Source organism: Nostoc sp., from assembly GCF_036919555.1.
GTDB lineage: Bacteria > Cyanobacteriota > Cyanobacteriia > Cyanobacteriales > Nostocaceae > Nostoc.
In genome coordinates this window covers 81,485-107,756 of the sequence record NZ_JBALCS010000039.1, presented here as the reverse complement: position 1 = coordinate 107,756, position 26,272 = coordinate 81,485, and the positions used below count along the sequence as shown (strand labels likewise).

Below are 26,272 nucleotides of genomic sequence, written 5' to 3'. Positions count from 1 at the left end.
CGCGATTAATCGCGTCTCTCCTTACTCATTTGCCGCCGAGCTTCGTACAACATTAAAGCGGCTGCGATCGCCACATTCAAAGATTCTACCCCAGGACTCAAAGGAATTCTGACTTGCTGATCTGCGATCGCTGCTAAATCTGCCGATAAACCAGCACCTTCATTTCCCAGTAAAATCAGACTGGGTTTTCCCCAGTCCACTTCCCAATAAGTTAAAGTCGCACTGGGTAAGGTTGCCACTACCTGCATTCCTGCCTGCTGACTTTGTTGCACTGTCGCTTTTAAATCTTCGGTTAAGGCTGTTGCTAGGCGAAACCATTGCCCTGCTGAAGCCCGGAGAACTTTTGGGCTGTCTAAATCTACACTATCTCCACTTACCCACAACCCCGATGCTCCAGCCGCAGCCGCAGTGCGGATCATCGTACCCAGGTTGCCAGGATCTTGCACCGTTTCTAAAGCTAGAACTAAACCAGTAAACGGTAGTTGAGTTTGGCGTTTGTTTCGCTTTGCCGTTGCCACCACACCATCCGGTTGGACTGTAGTAGCGATCGCATCCAAGACTTCTCTACTGACAATTTCGGCGCGATCGCATCGGCTACAAGCTTCTGACCACAGCAAAGGATGGGCTGCTTGCCAATCTGGGGTACAACACACTGTTTCTAATGGGTAATTCACCGCACAAGCTTCTTCTAACAGGTGCGTCCCTTCCAGCAAAAATAACTGCTGCTTGTGCCGTTCCTTGGTGGAGTGTAGTTTGCGGATTTGCTTGACTAAAGAATTTTGTAAACTGGTCAACATCAAAAAGTTAGGAGTAGAGACGCGATTAATCGCGTCTGTGCAGGAATTAATTTAGTTTTCTTTCAACTCATAACTCTTCACTTCTAACTCCTAATTTAAGAATATGCGGAACCCGGGACTTGAACCCGGAAGCCTTGCGGCACTAGAACCTGAATCTAGCGCGTCTGCCATTCCGCCAGTTCCGCAGGCAATTATCTTGATCGACAATTTCCTATTATTGCGTAATTTTTTACCTTTGTCAAGTGAAAGCATCACGCTTCGTTAAAAGTCTCAAACTGCAAAGGAGTCTTTCAGGGGATTAGGTCGAATCAAAATATTAACTCAACATAACAGCATTGATTTTTAGAGAACACTTAAGTTATTTTACTGAGTATTTAATTTTGCTTAAATTTACTACTGATTTGTTATTTTTTGTTAAATTTTTAAAAAGCTCAAAAAGCTTGCTATTGCTTGTTTTCAGCCCGGATTTTTCACCCAACAAACAATTTTTTTCTGCCAGATGTTTCCCTAAAACGTGGATAAATTGAATCTTTACTGTAGAATCAAAACCAACTTCAAACATCTAAAATACGTATTACTTTTGGAGGTAGGCTTATTAATCCTTCTACCAGCTTACCAGATGCCAAATTTGCTCCAAAAGCAGACTCCTCAGTCTTGCAAATTTGGGGTGGGCATCCTTTGCGAGGTCATGTGAAAATTAGCGGGGCAAAAAATGCAGCACTGGTAATCATGGCTGGAGCCTTGCTGTGTCCTGGCGATTGTCGCATCCGCAATGTCCCCTTATTAGCGGACGTAGAGCGGATGGGTCAGGTATTATTGGCTTTGGGTGTACGCTTAACACGCCAAGGTGACATTTTAGACATCAACGCCAGCGAAATTAAAACGTCTAAAGCTCCCTACGAACTAGTTACCCAGTTGAGAGCGAGTTTTTTTGCCATTGGTGCGATTCTGGCAAGATTAGGAGTAGCACAGATGCCCTTACCAGGCGGTTGTGCTATTGGGGCAAGACCAGTTGATTTGCATGTCCGGGGACTGCAAGCAATGGGAGCTGAAGTGCAAATTGAGCATGGTATTTGTAATGCCTACGTCCCTGGCAGCAGTCGGAGATTAAAAGGTGCGAAGATTTACTTAGACATTGCCAGTGTCGGAGCGACAGAAAACTTGATGATGGCGGCGACCCTGGCAGAGGGCGAAACGATCATCGAAAATGCTGCCAGAGAACCGGAAGTAGTTGATTTAGCTAACTTCTGTAGCGCGATGGGAGCTAAGATTAAGGGGGCGGGAACTAGCAGGATTATTATTGAAGGAGTCCCCAAGTTGCATTCTGTTGACTACAGCATTATTCCCGATCGCATTGAGGCCGGGACGTTTTTGTTAGCAGCAGCAATTACCCGCTCAGAACTTACCCTCTCGCCGGTGGCTCCAGAACATCTAGTACCAGTGATTGCCAAGCTGCGGGATATTGGGGTAACAATAATTGAGGACAAGCCTGAACACTTACGCATCCTGCCTGCGGAAACCCTCAAGGCAACGGATATTGAAACTCAATACCATCCAGGTTTTCCCACAGATATGCAAGCGCCGTTCATGGCTTTGCTGACATTAGCGGAAGGCGACAGCGTGATTAACGAATCCGTCTTTGAAAATCGCTTACGTCATGCCTCAGAGTTGAATCGCTTGGGGGCAGATATTCGTGTCAAAGGCAACGCTGCTTTCGTGCGAGGAGTGCCAAAATTATCTGGCGCACCAGTATTAGGCACAGACTTACGGGCATCGGCAGCGCTAGTCATAGCAGGACTGGCAGCAGAAGGACAAACCACAATTCAGGGATTACAGCACCTCGATCGCGGCTATGATCGACTCGATGTGAAGTTGCAGCAATTGGGAGCTAAAATCCTCCGCGTGGGCGAAACATCAGCAGATGCAGAAATCGCTCCCACCATCAGTAGCCTATCAAGTTGAAATTGATCGGTTGAGACTGACGCGGGAAGAAGGGTAATGAGGGAGACAAGGTAAAATTTTCTCCCCCTGCTCCCCGGCTGCCCTACTCTTTTCAGTATAGGACTTACGTAAGTTTTCTCCGTAGCTAGGGCATCTCTAAATCTTGGGATATAGCAATGATTCTCCCATCTCCCGGCGTGCTAAGATAGTTGCCCAAGTAGAAGCAATTTTATCAGTGCGATCACTCGCTTCTAAGTGGAATTTGTTTTGTTTTAAACTGGTGCGATCGCAGTTTCGATTTTGCCTAAATATGAAGGCAATGTCTGACAATAAACCGCGCTAAATCTATGTTTTTGGTTGGAAGTGGTGTCAAAGAAGGCGGTTAGATTCTGCAAAGATTTATTCAGTAGTTATTCGCTGTGGTAATAGTTGCTGTCCGAGTTTTTCCAGTTGTGGGTAAAGTGATACAGTCTTCTGCTTAAGTTTTAATGCGCTTTGAGGGTTAAGATTCATACCTACATGGGCAATATCATTACGCAGTTCAGTCATTTGACTCCAAGTTTTAACAAGTTCATCTGCTTCTGGTAAAGCGGCAAACTGCTCATCACAACGGCTAGGAGTAATTGGACGAGGTGATGATCTACCCTTTTCAGCTGCATTGTTTATAGCACCTTCCACATACGTTCGCCCTTTTTTGTGATCAAACATTAGTTCACCAAATCGCAGCACTAATATAGAAATTAACCATTCACGCGCTAAGGTTACTGCTTGCACAACTCTATCTCGCTGAATATACCAGTTAATCATTTGTAGTTGTAGCCATAGATTTTCAGCTAATGCTGCATTATCAGTTGGATCTTCTAAAGCAAATTGTCCATACTCTTTAACAACCCTTTCTGCCAAAAGTGAAAATGGTTTGGCACGTTGAGCAAAGCTAAGTGCTGCTTGTTTTAAAGTCTCCTCCAACTGAGTAGCCGATTTCATCGTTTCAATTGGTCGAGTTACATTCAAAGCCAATGAAATACTCTCAATAGCTTCAGCAGCTTTGTTAAGTTGACTTCTTAATGGTCTGCTACCAAGATTATCGCGCAGTTCAATGCCTGACGGAATCGCACTTTTGAGTAAATTTGCCAGTGCCTGTCCATCTCCTATTTCCACAAAACGCTCAGTTGCAGTTAACCAATCCAGCATTACGATAAATTCTGATAAGTCGATTACTGGTGCTATGCCATTATTGGAATTACCTAGTTCCCATGCTCCATAGTAAATAGCATCAATCGTAACATTCTTAGCTGCTTTCAGATAAGCTGCAAATAAAAATACAAGAAATGGTAAAGAACGCAGCCCGTGAGTAATATCAAAAACTACAGAATCATTATCATTAACTTTGTCAGTGATAATTTTAAAAGTCTCCCACATTTCTTCAGTTGTTTCACCATTTGGTATTGCAACTGCTTGAATACGTTCATCTTCCAAGCTATTAAGCACAGGAAAAGTTTTATTTTTAGCTTCAATTGTGACACAAACCAACATAGAATCATAATCACAAAACTGGCGTAGTGCTTCAGCAAAAACGTTTCCTTTGTAATTTTTACCTTCAAAACTATATATAGTTTCTTTTGCGTTAAGTCCCAGAAAAGTGATAATTTGTTTCATGACTATTTTTCATTATTTTATTAATGTTTGTCCCATACCCAAACGTGTTTTCATACCCGTACCTGCAAACCGCGCATATTGAACTAATAAATTAGCCACATTAGCCAGCAACGGGTCAGCACGGTTGAAAACTTGTAAGGTAACATTACCGACAAATCCATTCACATAACCTTTGTGTAATTGCCAACTTCGCGTTTTAATTTTGTGATTTTTGAGTAAAATTGCCTTACTGAGATAAATAATTAATTCATCACTTCCCAAATAGACAGGTGCAAAATGATTCCAACGTTCTAACCAACTACGGAACATTAATGAGGGTATGGGTAGAGGTAAATTTGCTCCACCCTGAGCAAAAGTAGTGGGAGTAATAAATTGCAAGTCAAATCGTTTTATTGGTTCTGGTTCATTTGCCACCAAAGTTGTGTAGAGTTCTTCATAACTGGTAATTTCGTCTTCACGGTTGATAACGTTAAACTTTGCTCCCAGAAATTCTAGAGATTCTGAGAGATTCAAGTGAGAAATCGCTTTGGCTGCAACATCTTGCAATCCACACAGAGATAAGTTGTAAAATTCCTCCGGATGGAAAGTTAAAAATTCTCTAGAAACAGAATATAAACCGATTATTCCTGAGTGTGAAACAGAAGGAATCACCTCAGTTCCTATTTCTAATCCTAGCTGTTGATGTAGTTGCTTCACTAGTTCCAAGCCATAGGAACGAGGTAAAATTGTGGGTTCAGATACACTCAATGTCCAGTTAGAATGAATTAGCATTAGTATTATGAATTCTTGAACTTAACCCATCCCGGTACAAATTTGATTTCACCATTGGGATTCATCACAGTTCGCCTAGATTTTGGTGCTTCAAAACCAGGTGCTTTTAAACCACAAGTATCACGGATATCTTCCCGCAGTTCATCGCCTAACAGCAAATTTATAGTAGTTCCAGTCATCCCACTACCCCACCCCAATCTCTGACTATAGGGAGATTTTTCTGATTCGTAAAATTCGCGGATATGATTAAAATCTAAATTTTTGCCTGATGCTCTAGGATTGTTCTTAATTTCTTCCCAGTAATCATGCTCATAATCCCATTGTTCTTGGGTAAATTCCTGACATATTTGCAATAGTTCATCTAGGTTACTAAAGGGTAATTTCATCCCCTGTTTATGCTGAAACCATAAAAGCATTTCCGTATCTAAAGTCAGGGTAAATTCTGTTTGAACATTCCGCACCATTTCGGCATAAATAGACGCTTTATATTTGGCTAAGTAGTCAGGAAATCTGCTAGAAACTATTACCTCAGCCACAACAGGCATATTAACAGGAATCTCTTGACCTTTCTTAGTTTTAATTTTGCTTTCTAAAATTGGTTCGGAATCGGTAACTTTGAGCGCTCTTAAAAAGTCTGTATTTGGGCCTTTACCTGGAAAATTTCTCTCTTGATATGTGAGACGGAATTCTGAGAATAAACTATCCATGAATAGCTCATCGTCTAAAAATTTCTGCTGATATTGGTTAAGTTGTCCTAGCTTTTGTCTCAAAGTTTTCTCAATTTCGCTAACCCGCTTTGATGAAGGTACTTGATAGCGATCGCCATGTTTAAGTAAATGATATGCTATGGCAGTTCTAATCCCTCCTTTAATGGAAGAACCAGGGATAAATAATTGTCCTATGCCATTGCGAATCATGGGACGTAAATCTGTAATATTCTCCCCTGTCAACTTTTGGCTGATGGCTTCTTTAGGAAAAATTTGATACCCATCTACACTTATATTCCACCACTCAGAACCAAAGGCTTGTTTTAAAAGTCTGCTGATATCTTGACGTTCTTCAATTGCTTGAATATAGTCATCTAAAAATCTTCGTCCTTGTTTAATTAAAGCTTTTGCCAAGGCTTCTTGATTGGGAAGATAGACTTTTTTCTCTGTCTGCACATATTCAAAAGGATTCAATTTAGATACAGATGAGCCTATATGTAAAATAGGACTAGTCAACTGGATTCTTTTAGATTGATAGAAATCAGGTTTCTTAAGAGCAAATTCAGCAGAAACCACCATAATATTATTTATCCTTTGCCTTAATTGGCAGACTTAAGCTAATACCACTACGATAAATGCGATGTTTTTTAAAGCCTTGGGGTGTAACATCTACCAGCTTTCCTGCTGGTGGTGCGATAAAAACTGAACCTTCACTAAACATTCGCACCATTTTACGCCGGAGTTGATTTTCAGCTATCCAACCACCGCGTTCTTGAATGTCATAGCTAGCGTTATTTAAGAATTCAGTTGTTATCGGTATATCCCAAAATAAGCTCATAAGGGTGTGGTAATTTCCAGCAGAAAAATTCACTACTTTTTGCCAAGTCTCTGGTAATTCTAACCACTCAACTTGAAATCTCCCAGCACTACTTGAACGTTCTCCGCCAAGTCCTTCTTCTCCTAATAAATGTAAAGTAGCTTTTAATTTATCTGCTAATTTCTCGCCTTCTGGAGAGAGTTGCAGGAGAAAATATAAACCAGATGGATTTTCACCCGACCTGAATTGAACAAAGCCAGTATGATAAAGATTTGTGGCTCTAGTAACTCGGTCTACTGCAATTTTCGGAATTTGGTCAATTTCAACAGCTTTTTTATAATCAAATGTTCCTACTTGGCGCAGATGTCCATTAGATTTACCATTGGTTTCCGCAATTAATTCTTCAGTATCAGCGCCGATAAATCCCTCTCCTTGATACCATCTTTGCCATACTTCTAAAGGCAAGTAATTTAGCTTTTTATAGGTTTTGAAAAACTCTAGCTCTTCATTAGGGTAGTTGATAGGAAACTTGAGAGGACGGGGAAGATAGTAAATTGTGTGTTCGTTCTCTTGTCGATAGATGAATGTAGAACTTATCCGCAAGGGGGGTATTAGTTGCGATCGCTTTTCACAGGGAAATATCTGCAATAATTCTTCAACTGCATTTTTACCGAATAACCGCGCATAAACACTAACCCAAGCGCTAAACAAAGCATCAGAACGGACGCGATCGCTTGTTTGTTCAATGCCAATTCCCAATTCCCCAAAGTGAGCAGGACTACGCCCAAAATTGAGTTTAACCAATCTCCAAACACTCATGATTCATTCCCCGGCAGTAATCGCTGTTCGATGTACTCGCGTAAGCTTCCGAAGTTATCTAAGAGTGCTTGTGTGTTGGCGATAGATTCCAATGGTTGTAAACCAGATGTACCCGCAGGTGTGCTGGTAATCTGACGATATTGTGCCAAGCTGCGATAGGAAAACTCGAAGTTTTGAAATCTGACTTTACCGTAACCTCTAGAACCGTGTCCGCCGAGAGCATCATCTTCTAGAATAGCCAGTGCGATCGCAATATTTTGCAAGTCTTCAATGGCTTGGTCTTTATCTTCTACGGTATAAACTAATTCAAACTGGAATTTTGACCCAGCTGGTACACGCTCTAACTGTCTGGGGTTCGCCGCCGCCGTCACGCGATCAATACCGTTTTCAAATTTCCACTCGGTCATGTATAAACCAGTGTCAACTTGCTTCAGCTTTGCTGCTGAATCTGGTAGCAAATGGGAATCTCGAATAATCAGGCGAGCCGGTGCATTACGTCCGCGATTAACTCTGACGCAGTTATGACCTTGGATTGTCTGAGTACGACTATTGTTTTCCAATAATCCTTCCTCTCTGGCAGTCTCAATTGGCATCCAAAATTTTGACCCGCCAGTAGAACCAAATAATCGGCTAATTTGACAGGTACTAGCGCCTTCATAGGCAATAAATCGTCCTTCTTCAACTTCGGTAAACCCATTTACCAAATCATCACTTTCATAGCGCCAAGTACCGCTTCCTCCCGTGCGATTTAGAGGTTTATTTAATAACCGTTCTAAAGTGGAACGTAGTTTGCCTTTAATAGATGAACCAGGCAAGTAAGGATACTTTGTTAGGGGGTCACGAATTACAGGTTTATCTAGTCCACCAATATCTAAATTTTCACCACCACCGCCAATGTGCAATCCTGTTTCTACAGAAAGGTGACTGGTGAGGGACAATTTACCAAGTAGGGGTTTTTGTGCGTATGATGCTGGCATATTTACTTTCCACCTTCAGCTTTGTGATAAGCAATAATTGATTCAATTAATTGAACTAGACGCTCAAAATCTTCTTTGCTGTAAACTTTATCAATAGCAGCTGACATCACTTCAGCTAATGGTTTGGCTGCTCTTTGTCTAGCTGCGGCGTATGCTAATTTTGGTTTAAGTAGAATTACTTCATCTATTTGTCCAGAAAAATCACCTTTTTCAGCTAAGTTAGCTTTGATGCGATTTACAGCGTCTAAAAATTTGCGAACTTGATTAGTTTCTAATCTTTGCTGCTTAAGATAAGGACCAAATTCTTCAGCGTGTTTCACTAAGTCCCGAATTGGATAGTCTTTTAAAGACACTAATTTATCATTATTGATCGCGTCTTTGATTTCTCTAACGATATCCTTTGATTTTTCAGGAGTATTTTGGTGCTTTTCTTGAATATGGATATCTGGAAGAATGACTTGCTTTTTGAAAGATTCAGATTTATTAACTGGGTTTGGTTTAATTGTCTCTGACATATAATTATCAACGGTTTAAGAGTTCAATCCAAGTTGCGATCGCCCGAAAATAAGGGGCGTTGTATGGGCTTTTTAAGGAAGTCCGAAAATCACTGTCATCTAGGACATTTTTAGGTAATCTTGCTAAAGTATAAGCAATTTTTGGTAGATGCAAATAGTAGCGAGTACCTAAAGCCTCCTTTGATTGTTTATCTTCTTCAAACTTTTTCAATGCTTCCTCTTGTATTTGTGCAGTTATGAGCAGGTTACGCACAAAATTACGGGAATAATTGACCCCAATATTTTGCTGCTTTAATCTCTTTACAAATGGTAAAATGCCCAACAAATTTGGCTTGGTTTCTGGATGCAGATATTGTTTAATTTCATCATCAATTATGTTAATATCTTCTATCCCTAGCCATTCATCCCATTTGAATACTTGACCAAATAAGCCTAAACTATCTCTACCATTTCCTTTAGCTGCATCTTCAGCTTCACCTGATATATGTGCTGCTTGGTAAAGAGGTGACTTAGCATTATCAATACTAATTCCTGCTGATAGGGTAATATCTGGATTATTTCCGGTGTAAGCGCGGAAGCATTGGTAAACATCAAAAGCAAATTCTACAATTTCATTCCATGCACCACTGACAAATAAATCATCGCCTCCTGAATAGATAAACATTAAATTTTTTCTCTCGCCTGCTGTTAAATACTTAGCATTATTTAACACTCCAATATTCTTACTTTTGCAATGATCTATGAAATCCTCCTGGCGTTTTTTTGCCAAACTATTGAGATATACCTTAAAAAAATAACTCATTTGGCGAGAAAGTCCAGCTAGTCTGGGTAAAGTTTGCTTTTCTCCTAAACCTTTGGCAAATATTTGTCCTAGTCGGTCTACATCCATTCGTAAATAGCCTACTCGATTAATTCCTTCGGCCTCTTGTGCCATTTCACCAGCACGCATAAAGCCTACTGTTCCTTCTACCTCCTCTGATTCTTCTTGACTTTGCTGGCCATAATTGCCTAATAACAAAGGGAAAGCATTTCGGAAATGCTTGAATTTATAGTGTTCTAATGTCCAATCATTTACTAATAAAGCAGTGTCAGACTCAGGAACTATTTGTTTCCAGTTTTGGAAAAGATGATAATATATCTTTGTTCCTGAGATTTTAAATGAGAGTGTATCCACTTTGTCTTTTATATATTCTCTTGGGGAGCGTACAATTACTTTTATGTCAAACATTCGACTCCCTAAACGAAACATCCTACAACAAGTTCCACAAGCCAAAACTGAATTCGGCTCATTAGGATTAAGTGGTTTTAAAGTTTCTACATCATCTCTATGGCAGACACCACAAGGTTCATGACTATCACGCGGTTCGCTAAAATCGCTAATCTGGTTAGCAAATTTACGATATTTATATGTAGCTAGCTGAGTCGTTGCATGTGACCAATGATCAGAGAATTGTGCAGTTGCAATATCCGCGATATAAAATTTTAAGCAATCAAGTGCAAGAAATACTTTGCCTTCAAATTCATTTAAAAGCCATTGATTAAACTGATCGCGTACTTGCTCTACAGTCTTTTTAGTATTATCTGTTTCATCAGCCAAAATATATAAGTTTCCACCGCCAGCATAAATTATATTGGTACGAGGAAGATTTAATCCTATAAGTAATTGCTGTACTACTTCTTCAGTAACTAACTCTAAAAAAAAGCTCCTTGCCCTTAGTGATTTGAGAGCGCCATCAGAAGAAATAGTATAGATAAATTTTTGAATACCTGATAAGTCACCTACAATTAAAGTTAATTCTGTTGCATTGGGATTGTTGGTAATAGCAGCAGCAACAGCAGCAGTAGTTTTGGCTATATCTACTAAAGCAACATCAGATTCACCAAAACTCAGAAATGAACCAAATTTTTCTAGAATTAAAGTCAATAAAGAAAGGTTTTGCCAGTCATCATTATTCAAATTATCTATGGCTAATTTAACTTCTAATTTCAGGTTGCTGAAATCGGTTGCCGCTTCTAATCGTGGATAGGGAATAGTAGGATCACAATTTTCAATAGATTTTGGTTGCCAATAATATTGTTTATCTTGACCTTTATCTAACTTCACATGGTCAAATAACAAACGTAGAGCCTTCAGTTCGTGCTGATCAGTCCAAGACAAAATTTGCTTGGCTTTCACAACAATATTATTGTCAATTAAGTGAGGACACTTATTAGCTAACTGTGGATCAGCCCACTTTGCCAACAACGTAACAGCTTGTTGGGCAATTTGCAAAGCAGCATTGAAGATAGCTGAGGTTTGTATCATGGGACATCTGTATTAAATTTTTTGTGAAGTTCTAGCGATCGCCTTAGTTTTTCTTGGCTGTGTGTAATTATATTCTGTGCTGGAAGTAGGGTCTTCCAAAATTTAACTTGCTTATCTAGTTGAAATTTGAATAAAACTACCACATGAGCTGTTCTCTGTATCCTATGTTTTAGGCATGAATTATAGAAAAAACATTATACAGAACGCACGGAGGTAAAATTATCCCATGCGTTCTGAATACTAGATTAGATATCTATTACTTGGTTGATTTTTCGGGTTTACTTGATTCGTTGCGGAAAGACACCAGGAACAAGTTACCAAGTTGAATAGTCCATCTGGTGCTAGAGCGTGTTGATTGGAGGTTTTGAAGGAATGCAAAGCCTACAAGGGTAAATACTACTAAAAAAACTAGGAGCAAACCAAAGCTCTGCGTATTTGTGGGTATTTCCCTAAACTGTTCGTGTGGTAGTGATTGGATGTTACTGTCGAAGGACAGAGTTTGTGAAAAAGGCTGATTAGGTAAATAAGTCCTTGCTTTAGGCAAGTCGTTTGGCTTAGGTTTCATGGAAAATACTCAACTAAGTGTATTTATTCATTCTATTTGACTTTTTGTAATGTAGCAAAAAGTATCTGTCCTACCGTTTTTTTTTGGTAAAGCCACTGATATTATTATCAAATAAGGCATGTGAAAATCATGTAAGCCTTTGAATGTAAGCTTTTAAAGCTGTCCAGCAACAAGTTTTTAGTATTAGATTCCATAAAAGAGCCGATAAAGCATAAGTATCTTAAAATACATTAGATACCAAAAATCAATCTGTAGCGTTATTTTACTTGCTTGACTTGTAGATAAGAATTTATGTATTCTTAAATGAACTAACAGAAATACTAATCAGCGCCAACTTTAAGCGTTTCTTCACAGGCTAGGCTGTTCCTAGTAACTCCCCGAAAGGGGATTGAAGTACGCAGTTTGAAGAAATAAGGCTGATTAGTTAAATCTTTTACTTTCTCCATCCCCTTAAGGGGACGCAAACTTGAAAGCAGCTATAAACTTAATTATCTAGCTTCCCTTGAGAAGCTTCTATATAGAAGCTTCTCAAGTATGGTTTGCTACTTGATTACAACTTAACCTCATTACACAAACAAATTATCCTTCATTTCTTTGCCTGTATCACTTGCAAACTACCACCTGCATATAAAGTTGGCTCACCCACTTCAAACCCAGTTTCAGTTAATAATCTAGGCAAATCAGTTTTTAATAATTGCCAAGCTGTTTCCGTCTCAAACAACAACAAAAACAGTGATACCCCAGGCCAAAATATCGGATTCGTAGGAGCATGAAAATCCACCAGCGTAAATACCCCTCCTGGCTTCAACACCCGATAAACTTCATTAATAATTTTTCGTAATTGCTGAGGCTGCATCTCGTGTAGTGCGACGCTGGTATGCACTACATCAAACAGATTATTTGCAAATGGCATCTCCTCAGCAAAAGCTTCGACATAAGAAGCTAATGGTACATTTTGCCGCGCCCGTTGCAAAGACTTGGGTGAAGCGTCCAATCCTGTTACATTTTGTGAAAAATTTACCAAAAATTGCGTCGTTTGACCACTGCCACAACATAAATCTAAAACCTGAGTATCTGAGTGAATTGTTAAGTATTGTAAAGCAAGTTGCCGAAAACGAGCTTCACCACCTACACTTAAGGCTGCTAAACGAGAGATCCCGTCATACAGCCATTGATAGCGGTAACTCCAATCCCTTAAAATTGTTGCCATTGCATATTTCCTTGCTATTAAGCTTTATATTTAATAAAGATATATTGTTAACATTAGTAAAAAATCTGAAAAGATTAGGGGAAAGTAACTGCTATGGGTCGTGTAGGCGTCTTATTACTCAATCTCGGTGGTCCCGATAAGCTAGAGGATGTCGGGCCGTTTTTGTATAACCTATTTTCCGATCCGGAAATTATTCGCCTACCGTTTCGCTGGTTGCAAAAGCCCCTAGCCTGGTTTATTGCCTCGCGGCGAATCAGAACATCTCAAGAGAATTATAAGCAAATTGGTGGTGGTTCCCCACTGCGGCGGATCACAGAAGCGCAAGGGGAAGCTTTAAAAGAACAGTTGGGTTATTTGGGACAAGAAGCTAATATCTACGTGGGAATGCGTTATTGGCATCCGTATACAGAAGAGGCGATCGCACAGATCACCCAAGATAATATAGAACACCTGGTAATCTTACCACTATATCCCCAGTTTTCGATCAGTACCAGTGGTTCTAGCTTCCGGCTTTTAGAAAAGCTTTGGCAAGAAGATCCAAAACTTCAACCCATTGATTACACCGTCATTCCTTCTTGGTACAAAGAACCAGGCTACCTGCAAGCAATGGCGGAACTCGTAGCCCAGGAACTCGAACAGTTTCCTAATCCAGATGAGGTTCATATATTCTTCAGCGCTCATGGCGTTCCTAAAAGCTACGTTGAAGAGGCTGGCGACCCCTATCAGCAAGAAATTGAAGAATGTACTGCCCTGATTATGCAGACCCTGAATCGACCCAATGTCCACACCTTAGCTTACCAAAGTCGCGTCGGCCCAGTAGAATGGCTCCAACCCTATACTGAGGATGCCCTCAAAGAACTAGGCAGACAAGGGGTGAAAGATTTGGTTGTCGTACCGATCAGTTTTGTCTCAGAGCATATTGAGACACTACAAGAAATTGATATTGAGTATCGGGAAGTAGCAGAAGAATCAGGAATTCACAACTTCCGTCGCGTTCCGGCTCCTAATACCCATCCGGTATTTATTAATGCACTGGCAGACTTAGTGATTGATGCGTTGAAAAACCCCAGTTTCAAGCTTTCGCAAGCTGCCCAAATGAAAAAAAGGGTGAAAATGTACCCCCAAGAGCGTTGGGAATGGGGTCTGACTACTAGCGCTGAAGTATGGAATGGTCGGATTGCCATGCTGGGGATTATTGCCTTAATCATCGAGCTGATTACCGGTCACGGCTTCTTGCACATGATTGGAATTTTGCAGTAAAGGGCATTGGGCATTGGGCATTGGGCAAAACAGTTCCGAGTTCCGAGTTCCGAGCAAAGAAGTTAGGTTCCATACTCAGCACGGACTAAACCTTAGCTATCCGCTAACAGCACTGGGTACTCAGCACTCATGAGGGGCATTGGGCAGAAGCGAAAAACCTAGCGCAACTCCCCCTTTGCTTTCCTTACATCCCATGCTCCCTCATCTCACTTGTCACCCATGCCTCATGCCCTATGCCCTATGCCCTGCGCCCTTTGTGATACCAGTAATACCACTGCCTCGCGCTACGAACTGCAAACCAGAGAAGTATTAAAGCAATTAATCCTCCTTGCCAGGGAGCGCCAAAGGCAAAAAGTACTAGAGCGACACACAAGGTATCTTGAAGAAAGACTGCCCACAACGGTAATCCGCGTAAGCGATAGAACCAACCAACTTGAACTAGCTGGAGTACCAAAGCTAACAAACCCCCAATTAAGGCAATCACCCAGTCTGGCGTTGCTGTTGCGGTAGCTACTGCTAACCCCATAATTGCCCCCACGACGGGAGACATGAATAACTGAAATAGTTGGAACAATCTTTGCCCCCATAGCTTTTTTGAAGCGAATAATTCAATTAACGACCAACTGGTGAGGCAGCCTAATAATATTGGTGGAGAAATGTGAGATAAAATTGGAACTTGCGACCACAAGTTACTACCCTGCAATAATCCAATGATCAGCAGAGGTGTACCTATTCTCATTCCTGCTGCCGCAGAGGCTGAAAGCGTGGCTAGGATTTCAATCATCAAGGCACTCGAAGCACTAATAAATAAGTAGATATTTGTTATTTATACTACCCAGTCCTGGCAAAAATTCCAGCACCAAACTGACAGTCTTCAGCAATGGAATATTAAAGATTTTTGGTATTTTAAAAAATTTGCGTATTTGTTGGCTAATATCATGTCCGCTTGATTACTTATAAAACCCCAAGAACCCCACCCCGCCAAAGCGACACTTTGTCTCCCTGCCCCTAATCTCCAGAGGGGACACCGAGTTAAGAGCCGGCTCTTAGGGGCTGGGGGTGGGGTACAATGACTGTGGGAATCATAACTAATTATCCGAACATGATATAACAGGTTAGTAGTGAGCGCTTGAGCGCTCACTACAAGCAAATTAATCCTAAATACCCAACCGTTGGTAAACCTCTTCTAAATGCCTCAGATGCTGCTGGGGGTCAAAACAGACCTCTAGTTCTGCTGGGGACAACTTTTCGGTAACGCGAGGGTCTTTGCTAATTAAGTCCTGGAAATTACCTTCCGGCTTGTTCCAAGCGGTGTGAGCGCTTTCTTGAACGATCGCATAAGCTTCTTCTCGGTTGCTTCCCTTGTCTATTAAAGCCAGTAGCACTTTTTGGCTGAACACAACGCCGCCGTAACAGTTGAGATTTCGTTTCATGTTCTCAGGATAGACCAACAGGTTTTTCACCAAGTCGGTTATTTCTACCAACATAAAATGCGTCAAAGTGCAAGCATCTGGCAAAATCACTCGTTCTACAGAACTATGGGAAATATCCCTTTCATGCCAGAGAGCAACGTTTTCCAAAGCTGCGCCGGCATGACTTCTAACGAGTCGCGCCATTCCCGTTAGGCGTTCCGAACGGATGGGATTGCGCTTGTGTGGCATTGCCGAGGAACCTTTTTGACCTTTGGCGAAGAATTCTTCAACTTCCAGAATGTCTGTTTTTTGCAGATTGCGAATTTCTACAGCAAAACGTTCGATGGATGCCGCTACCAAAGCTAATTGTTGCACATAGTCGGCGTGGCGATCGCGCGAAATAACTTGGGTTGAGGCCGTATCGGGTTTAAGTCCGAGTTTTTGGCAAGCGATCGCTTCTATACGCGGTTCAACATTCGCATAGGTTCCCACTGCACCAGAAATCTTACCCACAGCGATCGTTTGGCGGAGTATTCTCAGGCGTTCTTCGTGTCGCAACACTTCTGCTAACCAGCCAGCTAGCTTGAAACCAAAAGTAATCGGTTCAGCGTGAATACCATGCGATCGGCCAGCCATCACTGTATGACGATGTTCCCGTGCTTTTTGGCGAATTACCTGAATCAAATCTTCCAGACGTTGCAATAATATATCCAGGCTGGCAACTAATTGCAATGCTAAAGCTGTATCCAAAACATCCGAACTGGTTAAACCCAGGTGAATGTAGCGTCCGGCATCTCCAACATATTCGTTGATATTTGTCAAGAAAGCGATCACATCGTGGCGGACTACAGCCTCAATTTCCAGCACCCGCTTCGGGTCAAAATCTGCCTTGGCCTTAATTTCCTCAACCGCCTGAGATGGAATGTAACCCAGTTCAGCTTGAGCATCACAAACAGCAATTTCGACTTGCAGCCAAGTTTTTAGCTTATAGGCTTCACTCCACAGATTAGCCATTTCGGGCAAAGTATAACGCTCAATCACAGTTCGGCACAGAATACAACCGTCATATTCTACAGTCTAATTAATGTAGATCACTTTTTAGTGCTGTTTTTTGCTCAAGGACGGGACTAGTTTTTGAATCTACGGTGATGATACTAATCCTACCGTCAGCCTCCATATATGCAAACTTCACATCTGTTAAAAATTCCACACCTTGCTGACGTAACTTGCTCATCAACTCATCGTCTGTAATTAACTCTCGTTGCAAATGACGCTGAATCATCCGACCATTTTTTACCAATAGCAGCGGTGGCTGATTCATAAAACGTTGGAACTGGGGTATTTTATAGCCTAACCAGTTCAGCAAATAGCTCCAAAAAATCACAGTTCCTACCAAGATAGCGCCCTCAGTAATCGATGTATAATTACTCGCCATAGCATTTTGGGCAGCTTCAGCAAATAGCACAACTACGAGTAAATCAGTAATTCCTAGAGTTCCTAATTGCCGGCTAGGGAGGAAGCGTAGCACTGAGAACAGCGCCAAATAGACTAGCGACCCACGGATAATCAACTCAAAGACGCTGATGCTAGGAACAAAAATTGCCTGCCAATTGATAAAAAACCATTTTTCCATTAGCACTGATTTTCTCCCTTTTTCAATAGACTTCTGGAAAAAAATCCAGTCTAAGGTTATTTATAAACACAGAGTAATTATCTATAATTATATGTGATTTATTTCATTCGAGTGATTTTCATTAGAGGTTAAATATTTTTATCTATATCAGATTTAAAAATATAAACCTCTAAGAATTAGGGATTAAAATCGCTGATTTTTTGTTTTTTATTTTAAGCGCTTTGGCTTTTTTAAAGACTTGAATAAGCGATTAAGAAAGCTAGAAGATGGCTTTTTATTAGTGGAGGATCGCCCCGTTGGAGCCGTGCCATTATATTTCGTATTATCAGATAAAGGTATGGCATCCTTCGTTGGGACTATCCCACTTCCGTACCTTCTGGCATAAACTTGGGTAAACTCTGCACCGAAGAAAAGAATCTGTGCGGCATAGTTAACCCAAGCTAAAAGCACTACCAGTGAACCAGCAGCACCGTAGGTTGAACCAAAACTACCATTACCTAAATATTGTCCTAACAAAAACCTACCAATGGAAAACAAAAAGGAGGTGAGAATAGCTCCAATTAAAACATCACTCCAAGCAATTTTGACATCTGGTAGAACTTTAAAAATTAGTGCGAACAGCAACGTAGTGATGGCAAAAGAGAGGATGAAATTGATAATCCGCCAGAGAAAATCGACACCTGGTAGGAAGTTACTAAAAGATGTTACTACTGCTGCTAATGCCGTACTAATTACCAGAGAGACTAAAAGTAGAAAGCCAATACCTAGCACCATTGCAAAGGACAAAAAGCGTAGACGAATCATATTATTTACGGCACGTCCGGGTTTCGGTTTGACTTCCCAAATCGTGTTAAGGGAATCTTGCAGCTCGGTAAATAAACCAGTAGCACCCACTAGTAGAACTACAACACTAATAATGGAAGCGATCGCTCCTGTGTGTGGTTTGTTAGCATTCTGAATAGCTGTTTGGATAAATTGTGCCCCATCTTTACCGACTAAACCTTGAATTTGTCCAACGATTTGACCCCTTGCTGCCTCTTCTCCAAATACTGCCCCGGCGATCGCAATTACAATAATCAGCAACGGTGCTATGGAAAAAATCGTGTAATAAGCTAACGCCGCCGCTAACCGTGAGGCTTTATCCTCACTCCATTCTTTGAATGTCTCTTGTAATAACTTCCAAATCGCCTGCAAATTCATTCAATCAGTCTCCTTAAGGAATGTCGCTAACTTCCTGATATATTGGATACTGATTTAGTAAGTAACGGCATCCATCCAAGGGAGTTTGTGCAGCGTCCTGGAGGATGAATTTAGAATTTTATAGTGAGATGACAATGCGATGTCTACGACGGGCTAGGCCTACGCGCTAATTGGCGATAATAAAGATGTGGTGATGTTGATAATCGCAAAGCAATTTTTACCTAAAAGCAATGATACAGACGGCAGCAATTACAGAAGCAATTACCACTCTTCAGGATGCAGAAAATCGATTCGGTTTTGTCCGTGTTGAAGACCAGCAATTTTTCCTAGAGTGGTATGAGGGATTGTCTGAAATTACGGAAGCGGAAAAAGCCTCTGTGGATGTCGTGCGGCGCAGGTATCTCTATCACCGTGCCGGAGGTGATTTACTAGAAGGGACAGTCATATTGTTACTGGTATCACCAATACTTGCACTCTCAGGATTTTACGATCCCCCTTTCAGAATTAAGGCTGAATCATCTGTGGAACTAGTGTTAGATGATGGCGAGGAAATACTGCGCGGACGGATTGACGTTTTAGTGCTACAAGAGCAGTTGTGGGTGATGGTGTTAGAGTCGAAAAAAACCACGTTGTCAGTTTGGGCGGCTGTACCGCAAGCCCTAGCTTATATGATGGCTAACCCTAACCCCAGTAAACCTGTGTTTGGGATGGTGACGAATGGAGACGATATTTTATTTGTGAAAGTGACGCAAATAAATACACCACAGTACGATTTGTCAAGGGTCTTTGCTCCCTTTGCATCCGCGAGAGAACTATACGCCGTTTTGCAAATTCTGAAGCATATTGGTCAGTTAATCTCTCCTGCGTTTTAGAGGATGTTTTAAAAGTATTGGTGGCATTTATAACAACTATTGCGCGGATTGAAGAACGGCTTTACAAAATCCAATTGTCCAAAACTAAATTGGGTACTTGACAAAAGTCCCGATTGTTCAGTGTAACCAAAATTCCATTTACCGAAAGACAGACTTAAGCCATCATAACAAGATTGCTACTGCATTCTATCTATGGTGCGATATTGAATCGCTTCCGCTACATGATTAGTTTTTAGTTCCTCGTCTCCCGCTAAATCTGCAATAGTCCGCCCTACTTTGAGAACGCGATCGCTTGCTCTTGCCGATAAACCTAATTTTCTAATTGCTACTTCTAATAAATGGCGACTAGCATCATCTAACTTACACCATTTCTGGAGATGACGACTTTGCATATGGGCATTGCAACGCAGATTTGGTTCTTCTTGGAAACGGGTAATAGCGCGATCGCTTGCTTGTAGCACTCGTTGTAGCACTGATATTGATGTTTCTCCCGTAGGTTGTTGGGTAATTTCTTCTGGTTTTAAGCGATTCACCGCAACTTGTAAATCAATTCGATCCATCAACGGCCCAGAAAGTTTTGCCCAATATTGCTCCCGTTGACGAGGAGAACAAGTACATTGTTGAATAGTATCGCCATAGTAACCGCATGGACAGGGATTAGTACTCGCCACCAAAGTAAACTGCGCGGGAAAGGTTACTGATAGTTTGGTGCGTGAAATTGTCACATAGCCATCTTCTAAAGGCTGACGCAGAAATTCTAAAACATCTCGTTTAAATTCTGTGAGTTCATCAAGGAACAGCACACCTCTGTGAGATAATGATATTTCTCCAGGACGAGGGAAGCTACCACCACCGACAAGAGAAGGCCCGGATGCTGAGTGGTGAGGGCTGCGAAAAGGGCGATCGCGTACTAACGAACCACGATTTTTCAATAAACCAGCCACCGAATGGATGCGAGTCACTTCTAAAGATTCAGCAAAACTCAGGGGCGGTAAAATTCCTGGTAAGCGCCGTGCTAACATGGTTTTCCCACTACCAGGCGGCCCGACAAAAATTAAATTATGCCCACCAGCAGCAGCAATTTCTAAAGCCCGACGCGCATGAGCTTGTCCTTTCACATCATGCAAATCTGCGCCAGGGTAGGACAAGGTTGCTATCTCCCTTGTGCTATCCATCTGCACAGGTTTGTAACGCCCCGGATTATTTAAAAGATCCACCACATCAGACAGATGTTTGCAACCGTAAACAGCCAAGCCTTCAACCACTGCCGCTTCTTGAGCATTATCAGCAGGGATAACTAAACCTGCAATTCCCATCTTTTGGGCTGCTGCTGCGATCGGCAAGACACCAGCCACCGGACGCAAACTGCCATCCAGAGAGACTTCGCCCAAAAATAGATAATCTCCCAACAAATCAGCGCTAACTTGCTCAGAAGCCGCCAAAATTCCCACACTAATAGGCAAATCAAAACAGGGGCCTTCTTTGCGTAAATCTGCCGGAGTTAAATTGATCACAATTTTTCGCATGGGAAAGGCAAAACCTGCATTCTTCAGCGTTGCTTTGACTCTTTCTCTTGATTCTTGAATCGCTGAATCTGGCAGTCCCAAGACAACAATTCCCGGCAATCCCCCTGACACATCGACTTCTACGCCTACTTTCACGGCATCGATGCCCACAATTGATGCACTCCAGACTCTAGCAAGCATTTCTTATATAAGAGTAAACCTTTCAAATCTCTAGCAGATGAGTCGATAGATTGGCATTGGTGAAACCACAGAGACGATTTTTGGATCAAATTATCTGGTTCTTGTTTGTTGGAAAAGTTGACAAGCCTTTTTAAGCAGGGTTAAGGAGGATGAAGTCTAAAAAGTAATAATTAAGCAACAACAATATTTTTCAACAAATAGGATTGCCAAATTCATAAAACTTATTTCCGTAATATTACAGAAGCTATAAATACAAACAAGCAATAAAATAATAGGCATATTAATAAATAACAGCTAAAAAATTTTACATTTTTAATATTATTCCAACCTATGAAACGGCGCAACTTTGTTTGGTATTCGCTACTGTTTGCTGCTGGTTGTACAACAGGAGCAAATTTTACTAATAATAGCTCAGAACAGATGGCAATAAATACACCAAAAAATCTCAAATTTGCAGTTACAGATGTCACTGGAATTAAAGATTTGCAACGAGATTATGGCGTTTTTCGCACCATATTAGAAGAGATATTAGGTATAAAAATTGAGTTTTTTTCTGTAGAAAATCCCACAGCAGCAGCACCAGCACTGTTATCGGGAGAGGTGGATATTGTCTTTGCAGGACCATCAGAATACTTGATTTTAAACTCTAGAGCAAAGGCTATTCCGATAATTGCCATTGAGCGCAGGAACTACCGTTCTATTATTGTAGTTCGTGCAGATAGCAAAATTAAATTATTATCTCAATTGAAAGGCAAAATAATTGCCATGCGAAAAATTGGCTCAACTGCTAGTCATCTTGCTCCCACAAAGCTACTAATAGATGCTGGATTAGATCCAAAAACTGACTTCAAAACTGTTATGTTGGGTGATCAGGGAGTACAAGCCTTAAAAAAAGGTGATGTAGATGCTTGGGCGACTGCATCTGACAGATACAAAAACATTCTGGAATCTGAGGGCTTACTTGAGAAGGATTTCTCTATAATTTTCCAAGGGCCATTACTTCCTGGTGATGTATTTGTTGCTAGTAACCAGTTGGCATCTAGCTTTATAGCAGATATGCGATCGCAGATGATTAAGAACCAGGATAAACTAATTCAAAGTTTGCTGACTGCTAAAGCGAACCAAAAGTATAAAGGAGGCAAATTTGCTTTAGTAAATGATGCTGATTATAATCTGATTCGTGAAGTTTATAAAAAAATCGGGCAAGGAGATTTCTTATAATAGGATAAGTAAGTTAATTTAAAAAAATTAAGGTTTGTAGTAAGCGCTTAATAGCTAACCACAGAGATAAATGAATGATAGTTAACTCGACAAACTATTTTAGAAAAATTTTTAGTTTGCTTACTCACTTAAGCGATAACTGGAGCATCGCTAAAAAAATTAGTTATGGCTATACTCTGGCAATTAGTATTGCTTTTATCGGTACGACAAGTGGCTTGTTGATTGCATACCGCTATGAAAGCCTTGCCCAGCAACAGTTGAATTTATCTTATCAACAAAAATTTCTCTTAAAAGATTTAGAAAATACAATAACTAGAGTGAGGCTACATCCCCAAAGGTTAGTTACTGTATTAGAAAATTCTATTTGGTTAGAATTTGAAAAAAACAGATTTTTAGACGAAATGAGTCAAGTGAATCAGCGTTTAGCTGAACTACAAATATTTATAAATAACCATCCTGATGATTCGACAATAAATAATATCGATGTGTTTAATTTATTAAAAAAGTATAAAACTAACACGGAAATATATACTCAAATAGTAAAAAAGTTTTGGCGGCAGATTGAACAAAATAAATTATCAGCAAACGCCACAAAAGCTGATCAGGAACAACTATTAGTGTTTTTTAAGGAAGAAACTAATATCTCGGTTGAGTTTGAGAAACTTTCAGACGATTTAATTGGGATTATAGGACATGCTGAAATTCAACAAAAGCAAGCAAATACTAGTTTTGATAGTGCCCAAAAATTGCGAATTCAAGTTATTATTGGAAGTATGCTGTTATCAGCTGCGATCGCAGCTATACTAGCAGTATATACCAGTAGGTTAATTGCGCGTCCCCTAAAAATAGTTACTAACGTTGCCAGAAAAATCACGCAAGAGTCAAATTTTCAACTCAGAGCTAATGTCATAAGCAACGATGAAGTAGGAACATTAGCTACTTCCCTGAATCAATTAGTGGAATGGGTAGGAGATTATACCCAGGAACTAAAGCTAGCTCACCAAAGTTTAGAGCAACGAGTAGAAGAACGAACCCATGAACTTCAAAAAACCCTAGAAGACTTAAAAGAAGCTCAAGGGCAATTAATTCAAACCGAAAAAATGGCTTCTCTTGGGCAGATGGTAGCAGGTATAGCTCATGAAATTAACAATCCTGCTAATTTTATTTATGGTAATATTCAATGTGCCAGTGACTATACTCAAGACTTGCTTAATTTGGTGAGTTTATATCAGCAACAATATCCAGAACCCATCTGGGTAATTGAAGAAAAAATTGAAGAAATTGATTTAAATTTTATTCATAAAGATTTGCCACTCCTACTTTCTTCTATGAAAACTGGGACTCAGCGCATCCGGGAGATTGTGTTATCTTTGCGAAATTTTTCCCGATTAGATGAAGCTGATATCAAAGAGGTAGATATTCATCAAGGAATTGAGAATACATTGTTACTTTTAAATCACAGACTTCAGTCAGAAATTGAAGTCATTAAAAAGTATGGAGATTTATCCTTAATTGAGTGTTATCCAGCACAACTCAACCAGGTATTTATGAATATTATAAGTAATGCGATCGATGCTATACTAGACCAAAAAGCTGATTCAGATAAAAGTAAACAAATTATTATAGATACATTAAAGATAGATGATATTTATATTAAAATAGGAATCAGAGATAACGGGTCTGGAATTTCACCAGAAATAAAAAACAAACTATTTGACCCTTTTTTCACAACTAAACCAGTGGGTAAAGGGACTGGTTTAGGTTTAAGTGTTTGTTATCATATAATTGACAAACACAAAGGTAAAATAGAAGTAATCTCAGAGTTTGAACAATGGACAGAGTTTGCAATCATTTTACCTATTAAAACACAAACAAACTAGTACAGCACGGCGTAAATCCACATACCATCTCAATTAACAAGACTTGGATCTTAACAAGGGGCAAAATCCTCTTGTTAAAGTTAGGCAAACTTCCGCCACAGTCTACTAATACCACTATTTATAGGGCAATACGCTTGGGTTAAGGATATTTGTAGGTTGGGTTGAACATTCGTGTTACCCAACAAATCACGAAAAATGTTGGGTTTTGTTCTTCAAATGCCACTTGCAACTCCTGCGGCGAGACGCGCAAGGGACAAGTGGGGAAACCGCAAGGGCGCAGTGGCTCCCTAACCTACGCTAGTTTTGGTTTTTGGCTTTAACCCAAGCGTATTGATTTATAGGGAACGCAGAATTTAAAATTACCAAACTTCTATTTTTTAAAAAACTCATGAGCGAGTAGTTATAAACTCATAATTCATAGCTCCTGACTCTCAGACGTACCAACAAATTATTTAAAGCCACCTTCGCTGAAGGTATTTCAGGCAATGGGCTGAATTCATAGGACTCCTGCAACTTATTACGCAGACGTTCATATTCTCTTTGATGAAAATCTACATTAATATCTGATAAAATAGACCTTTCTCTACCTGCTAATTTTTGGGCGATTAAATCAGGAATATATGGTAAATTAAAAACTTCATTGAGCTTAATTAAATTAGCTTCAACTACTCCTGTTTCCATTAGATAAATTCCAGTCAATAGAACTCGATAAACATAAAGTAATGGCTTGACTCGATGCGTATGTTCTTTCTCAAAAAGTTTCCATTCTGTTGCAGCAAAACCAATATAATGGTAGCTATGGTGACGGGTAATGCAATTTTTGCCAATAAATTTTAATTCCTCATGTTCTGGTGAAGTTGTTAATATTAAAGGTGAATATAGTTGTTCTAACACATAACCATTCTTTTTAAGTAGCATCAAAAAGAATTTTTTGACATCATGAGTGACTAAATCAATTTCTAAAGATTCACGAATTTCTTAAACTTCAATAGTTTCATTCTCAGTTTTTAATCCCACCACTTCTTGAACTGGTAAAATATGCACACCACGCAAGTCATAATCAGAATCAGGTGACGGAAAACCATATAAGTGGGAACCACTGATGATGGTGAATAAAAGTGGGTAAGGCTGTTGCCCAATAATTGTGTTAATAGAAGATGGAATATTCATCATGTGCCGTTTACTTGCTTACCTCGGTTCGCCTGTTTCTTTAGAACATCTTCTGTATAAACCAGAACACTCACTGGTAGTCCAGAGTTATCAACCCCGCGAAATGACCTCTGGGGTAGTAAATGCAGATGGCTTTGGTGTGGGTTGGTATCATAGTCAAAAAGATATCGAACCTTTTACCTACAAAAATATCCTACCTATTTGGAATGATATAAACCTACCCAGTCTCAGCCGTTACGTTGAATCCAAGTGTGTACTTGCTTATGTCCGCAGTGCTATACCAGACGGAGCCTTAGATTTTGCTAATTGTCAGCCCTTTAATCATCAACAAAAGCTATTTATTCACAATGGACGAATCGAAAATTTTCGGAAAACATTACACAGAAAAATCCGCAGCACTTTAACCCAAGATTTTTACGAAAAAATTAATGGCAGTACTGACTCCGAACACATTTTTGCATTGTTACTTTCACAATGTCAAATTAACAAACATCGACCTCCAGAATATGCTTTACGCACCACATTATTAACGCTTTTAGAGATGGCAAAACGCTATCAAGTAGAAGCCTCACTCAATGTAATTTTTAGTGATGGACATTGTTTAATAGCCTCTCGTTTTGCTACCACTTCACCGCCTCCATCCCTTTACTGGATACGAGACGATCCGACTTTTCCAAAATCTGTAATTATTGCGTCCGAACCTCTATTTATAGGTAATTGGATTGCTTGCCCAGAAAATAGCATCATTAGTGTGGGAGCAGACTGTGAGATCCAAATTGATAAAATCTAGTGTGAAAGAGGCTAACAATAGTACTTAAACGCTTACTTGCTGTCATTT

General features: G+C 40.2%; 23 protein-coding genes, 1 tRNA gene and 1 pseudogene. 6 read left to right on the top strand and 19 right to left on the bottom strand.

What is annotated here, in order from left to right; translation table 11 throughout:
- Positions 1–5: 5 nt before the first annotated feature.
- From V7K36_RS11420 to V7K36_RS11410, 3 genes are all read right to left on the bottom strand, one after another.
- Positions 6–797 (bottom strand): TrmH family RNA methyltransferase, encoded by a 792-nt coding sequence (locus V7K36_RS11420; RefSeq protein ID WP_335115768.1) that lies wholly within the window; start codon positions 795–797, stop codon positions 6–8.
- A 104-nt stretch (positions 798–901) separates the two neighbouring features.
- A tRNA-Leu gene (locus V7K36_RS11415) sits at positions 902–982 on the bottom strand.
- Between the two features lie 173 nt (positions 983–1,155).
- Complete coding sequence (locus V7K36_RS11410) at positions 1,156–1,359, bottom strand: hypothetical protein (protein ID WP_335115766.1); 204 nt, start codon at positions 1,357–1,359, stop codon at positions 1,156–1,158.
- A gap of 32 nt (positions 1,360–1,391) precedes the next feature.
- Here V7K36_RS11410 and murA point away from each other — a divergent pair, with 32 nt between their 5' ends.
- Positions 1,392–2,759, top strand: a complete 1,368-nt coding sequence (gene murA, locus V7K36_RS11405; protein ID WP_335116058.1) for a UDP-N-acetylglucosamine 1-carboxyvinyltransferase — start codon at positions 1,392–1,394, stop codon at positions 2,757–2,759.
- A 251-nt stretch (positions 2,760–3,010) separates the two neighbouring features.
- On the opposite strand, the gene V7K36_RS11400 is transcribed toward murA, so the two are convergent.
- The 10 genes from V7K36_RS11400 to V7K36_RS11355 form a co-directional block, all read right to left on the bottom strand.
- Positions 3,011–3,133: a hypothetical protein gene (locus V7K36_RS11400; protein ID WP_335116084.1), complete on the bottom strand. Its 123-nt coding sequence runs from the start codon at positions 3,131–3,133 to the stop codon at positions 3,011–3,013.
- Positions 3,134–3,137: 4 nt separating this feature from the next.
- Positions 3,138–4,394: a TIGR02221 family CRISPR-associated protein gene (gene csx2 / locus V7K36_RS11395; RefSeq protein ID WP_335115764.1), complete on the bottom strand. Its 1,257-nt coding sequence runs from the start codon at positions 4,392–4,394 to the stop codon at positions 3,138–3,140.
- 12 nt (positions 4,395–4,406) lie between these two features.
- The gene (cas6, locus tag V7K36_RS11390) at positions 4,407–5,165 is read right to left on the bottom strand and encodes a CRISPR system precrRNA processing endoribonuclease RAMP protein Cas6 (protein ID WP_335115762.1); all 759 of its coding nucleotides are present in this window, start codon (positions 5,163–5,165) and stop codon (positions 4,407–4,409) included.
- A gap of 5 nt (positions 5,166–5,170) precedes the next feature.
- Positions 5,171–6,451: a type III-A CRISPR-associated RAMP protein Csm5 gene (csm5, locus tag V7K36_RS11385; protein WP_335115760.1), complete on the bottom strand. Its 1,281-nt coding sequence runs from the start codon at positions 6,449–6,451 to the stop codon at positions 5,171–5,173.
- A 4-nt stretch (positions 6,452–6,455) separates the two neighbouring features.
- Entirely contained in the window at positions 6,456–7,508 is a 1,053-nt protein-coding gene (csm4, locus tag V7K36_RS11380) for a type III-A CRISPR-associated RAMP protein Csm4 (protein ID WP_335115758.1), read from the bottom strand.
- Positions 7,505–8,485 (bottom strand): type III-A CRISPR-associated RAMP protein Csm3, encoded by a 981-nt coding sequence (gene csm3 / locus V7K36_RS11375; protein ID WP_335115756.1) that lies wholly within the window; start codon positions 8,483–8,485, stop codon positions 7,505–7,507. Before csm3 ends, csm4 begins: the two co-directional genes overlap by 4 nt.
- A 2-nt stretch (positions 8,486–8,487) precedes the next feature.
- Positions 8,488–9,000: a type III-A CRISPR-associated protein Csm2 gene (gene csm2, locus V7K36_RS11370; RefSeq protein WP_335115754.1), complete on the bottom strand. Its 513-nt coding sequence runs from the start codon at positions 8,998–9,000 to the stop codon at positions 8,488–8,490.
- Positions 9,001–9,007: 7 nt separating this feature from the next.
- Positions 9,008–11,272, bottom strand: a complete 2,265-nt coding sequence (gene cas10, locus V7K36_RS11365) for a type III-A CRISPR-associated protein Cas10/Csm1 (protein WP_335115751.1) — start codon at positions 11,270–11,272, stop codon at positions 9,008–9,010.
- Positions 11,273–11,561: 289 nt separating this feature from the next.
- Positions 11,562–11,870, bottom strand: a complete 309-nt coding sequence (locus tag V7K36_RS11360) for a hypothetical protein (protein ID WP_335115749.1) — start codon at positions 11,868–11,870, stop codon at positions 11,562–11,564.
- A 586-nt stretch (positions 11,871–12,456) separates the two neighbouring features.
- Positions 12,457–13,080, bottom strand: a complete 624-nt coding sequence (locus tag V7K36_RS11355) for a class I SAM-dependent methyltransferase (protein ID WP_335115747.1) — start codon at positions 13,078–13,080, stop codon at positions 12,457–12,459.
- 93 nt (positions 13,081–13,173) lie between these two features.
- Here V7K36_RS11355 and hemH point away from each other — a divergent pair, with 93 nt between their 5' ends.
- Positions 13,174–14,340 carry a ferrochelatase gene (gene hemH / locus V7K36_RS11350; protein ID WP_335115745.1) on the top strand — a complete coding sequence of 389 codons (1,167 nt, stop codon included), beginning with the start codon at positions 13,174–13,176 and terminating at the stop codon, positions 14,338–14,340.
- Between the two features lie 238 nt (positions 14,341–14,578).
- Here the strand turns inward: hemH and V7K36_RS11345 are convergent, their stop codons facing one another.
- The 4 genes from V7K36_RS11345 to V7K36_RS11330 form a co-directional block, all read right to left on the bottom strand.
- A complete protein-coding gene (locus V7K36_RS11345) occupies positions 14,579–15,124 on the bottom strand; it encodes a DUF4126 domain-containing protein (RefSeq protein ID WP_335115743.1) in 546 nt (181 codons plus the stop codon).
- 373 nt (positions 15,125–15,497) lie between these two features.
- Positions 15,498–16,793, bottom strand: coding sequence for an adenylosuccinate lyase (gene purB, locus V7K36_RS11340; RefSeq protein ID WP_335115741.1), 1,296 nt, complete (start codon positions 16,791–16,793; stop codon positions 15,498–15,500).
- 40 nt (positions 16,794–16,833) lie between these two features.
- Positions 16,834–17,385: a DUF421 domain-containing protein gene (locus V7K36_RS11335; protein ID WP_335115739.1), complete on the bottom strand. Its 552-nt coding sequence runs from the start codon at positions 17,383–17,385 to the stop codon at positions 16,834–16,836.
- A 207-nt stretch (positions 17,386–17,592) separates the two neighbouring features.
- Positions 17,593–18,585 carry a YihY/virulence factor BrkB family protein gene (locus tag V7K36_RS11330; protein ID WP_335115737.1) on the bottom strand — a complete coding sequence of 331 codons (993 nt, stop codon included), beginning with the start codon at positions 18,583–18,585 and terminating at the stop codon, positions 17,593–17,595.
- A gap of 230 nt (positions 18,586–18,815) precedes the next feature.
- Between V7K36_RS11330 and V7K36_RS11325 the strand changes: the two genes are divergently transcribed.
- On the top strand, positions 18,816–19,457 hold the full coding sequence (locus tag V7K36_RS11325; protein ID WP_335115735.1) for a type I restriction endonuclease: 642 nt from the start codon (positions 18,816–18,818) through the stop codon (positions 19,455–19,457).
- 176 nt (positions 19,458–19,633) lie between these two features.
- Here the strand turns inward: V7K36_RS11325 and V7K36_RS11320 are convergent, their stop codons facing one another.
- Positions 19,634–21,163: a YifB family Mg chelatase-like AAA ATPase gene (locus V7K36_RS11320; RefSeq protein ID WP_335115733.1), complete on the bottom strand. Its 1,530-nt coding sequence runs from the start codon at positions 21,161–21,163 to the stop codon at positions 19,634–19,636.
- A 330-nt stretch (positions 21,164–21,493) separates the two neighbouring features.
- On the opposite strand from V7K36_RS11320, the gene phnD reads away from it, so the two are divergent.
- Entirely contained in the window at positions 21,494–22,384 is an 891-nt protein-coding gene (gene phnD / locus V7K36_RS11315) for a phosphate/phosphite/phosphonate ABC transporter substrate-binding protein (protein ID WP_335115731.1), read from the top strand.
- 257 nt (positions 22,385–22,641) lie between these two features.
- Entirely contained in the window at positions 22,642–24,264 is a 1,623-nt protein-coding gene (locus tag V7K36_RS11310) for a sensor histidine kinase (protein ID WP_335115729.1), read from the top strand.
- Between the two features lie 408 nt (positions 24,265–24,672).
- Here V7K36_RS11310 and V7K36_RS11305 read toward each other — a convergent pair.
- Positions 24,673–25,434, bottom strand: a pseudogene (locus tag V7K36_RS11305) (nucleotidyltransferase domain-containing protein).
- A 1-nt stretch (position 25,435) separates the two neighbouring features.
- Here V7K36_RS11305 and egtC point away from each other — a divergent pair.
- Positions 25,436–26,224, top strand: a complete 789-nt coding sequence (gene egtC / locus V7K36_RS11300; RefSeq protein WP_335115727.1) for an ergothioneine biosynthesis protein EgtC — start codon at positions 25,436–25,438, stop codon at positions 26,222–26,224.
- Positions 26,225–26,272: the final 48 nt, after the last annotated feature.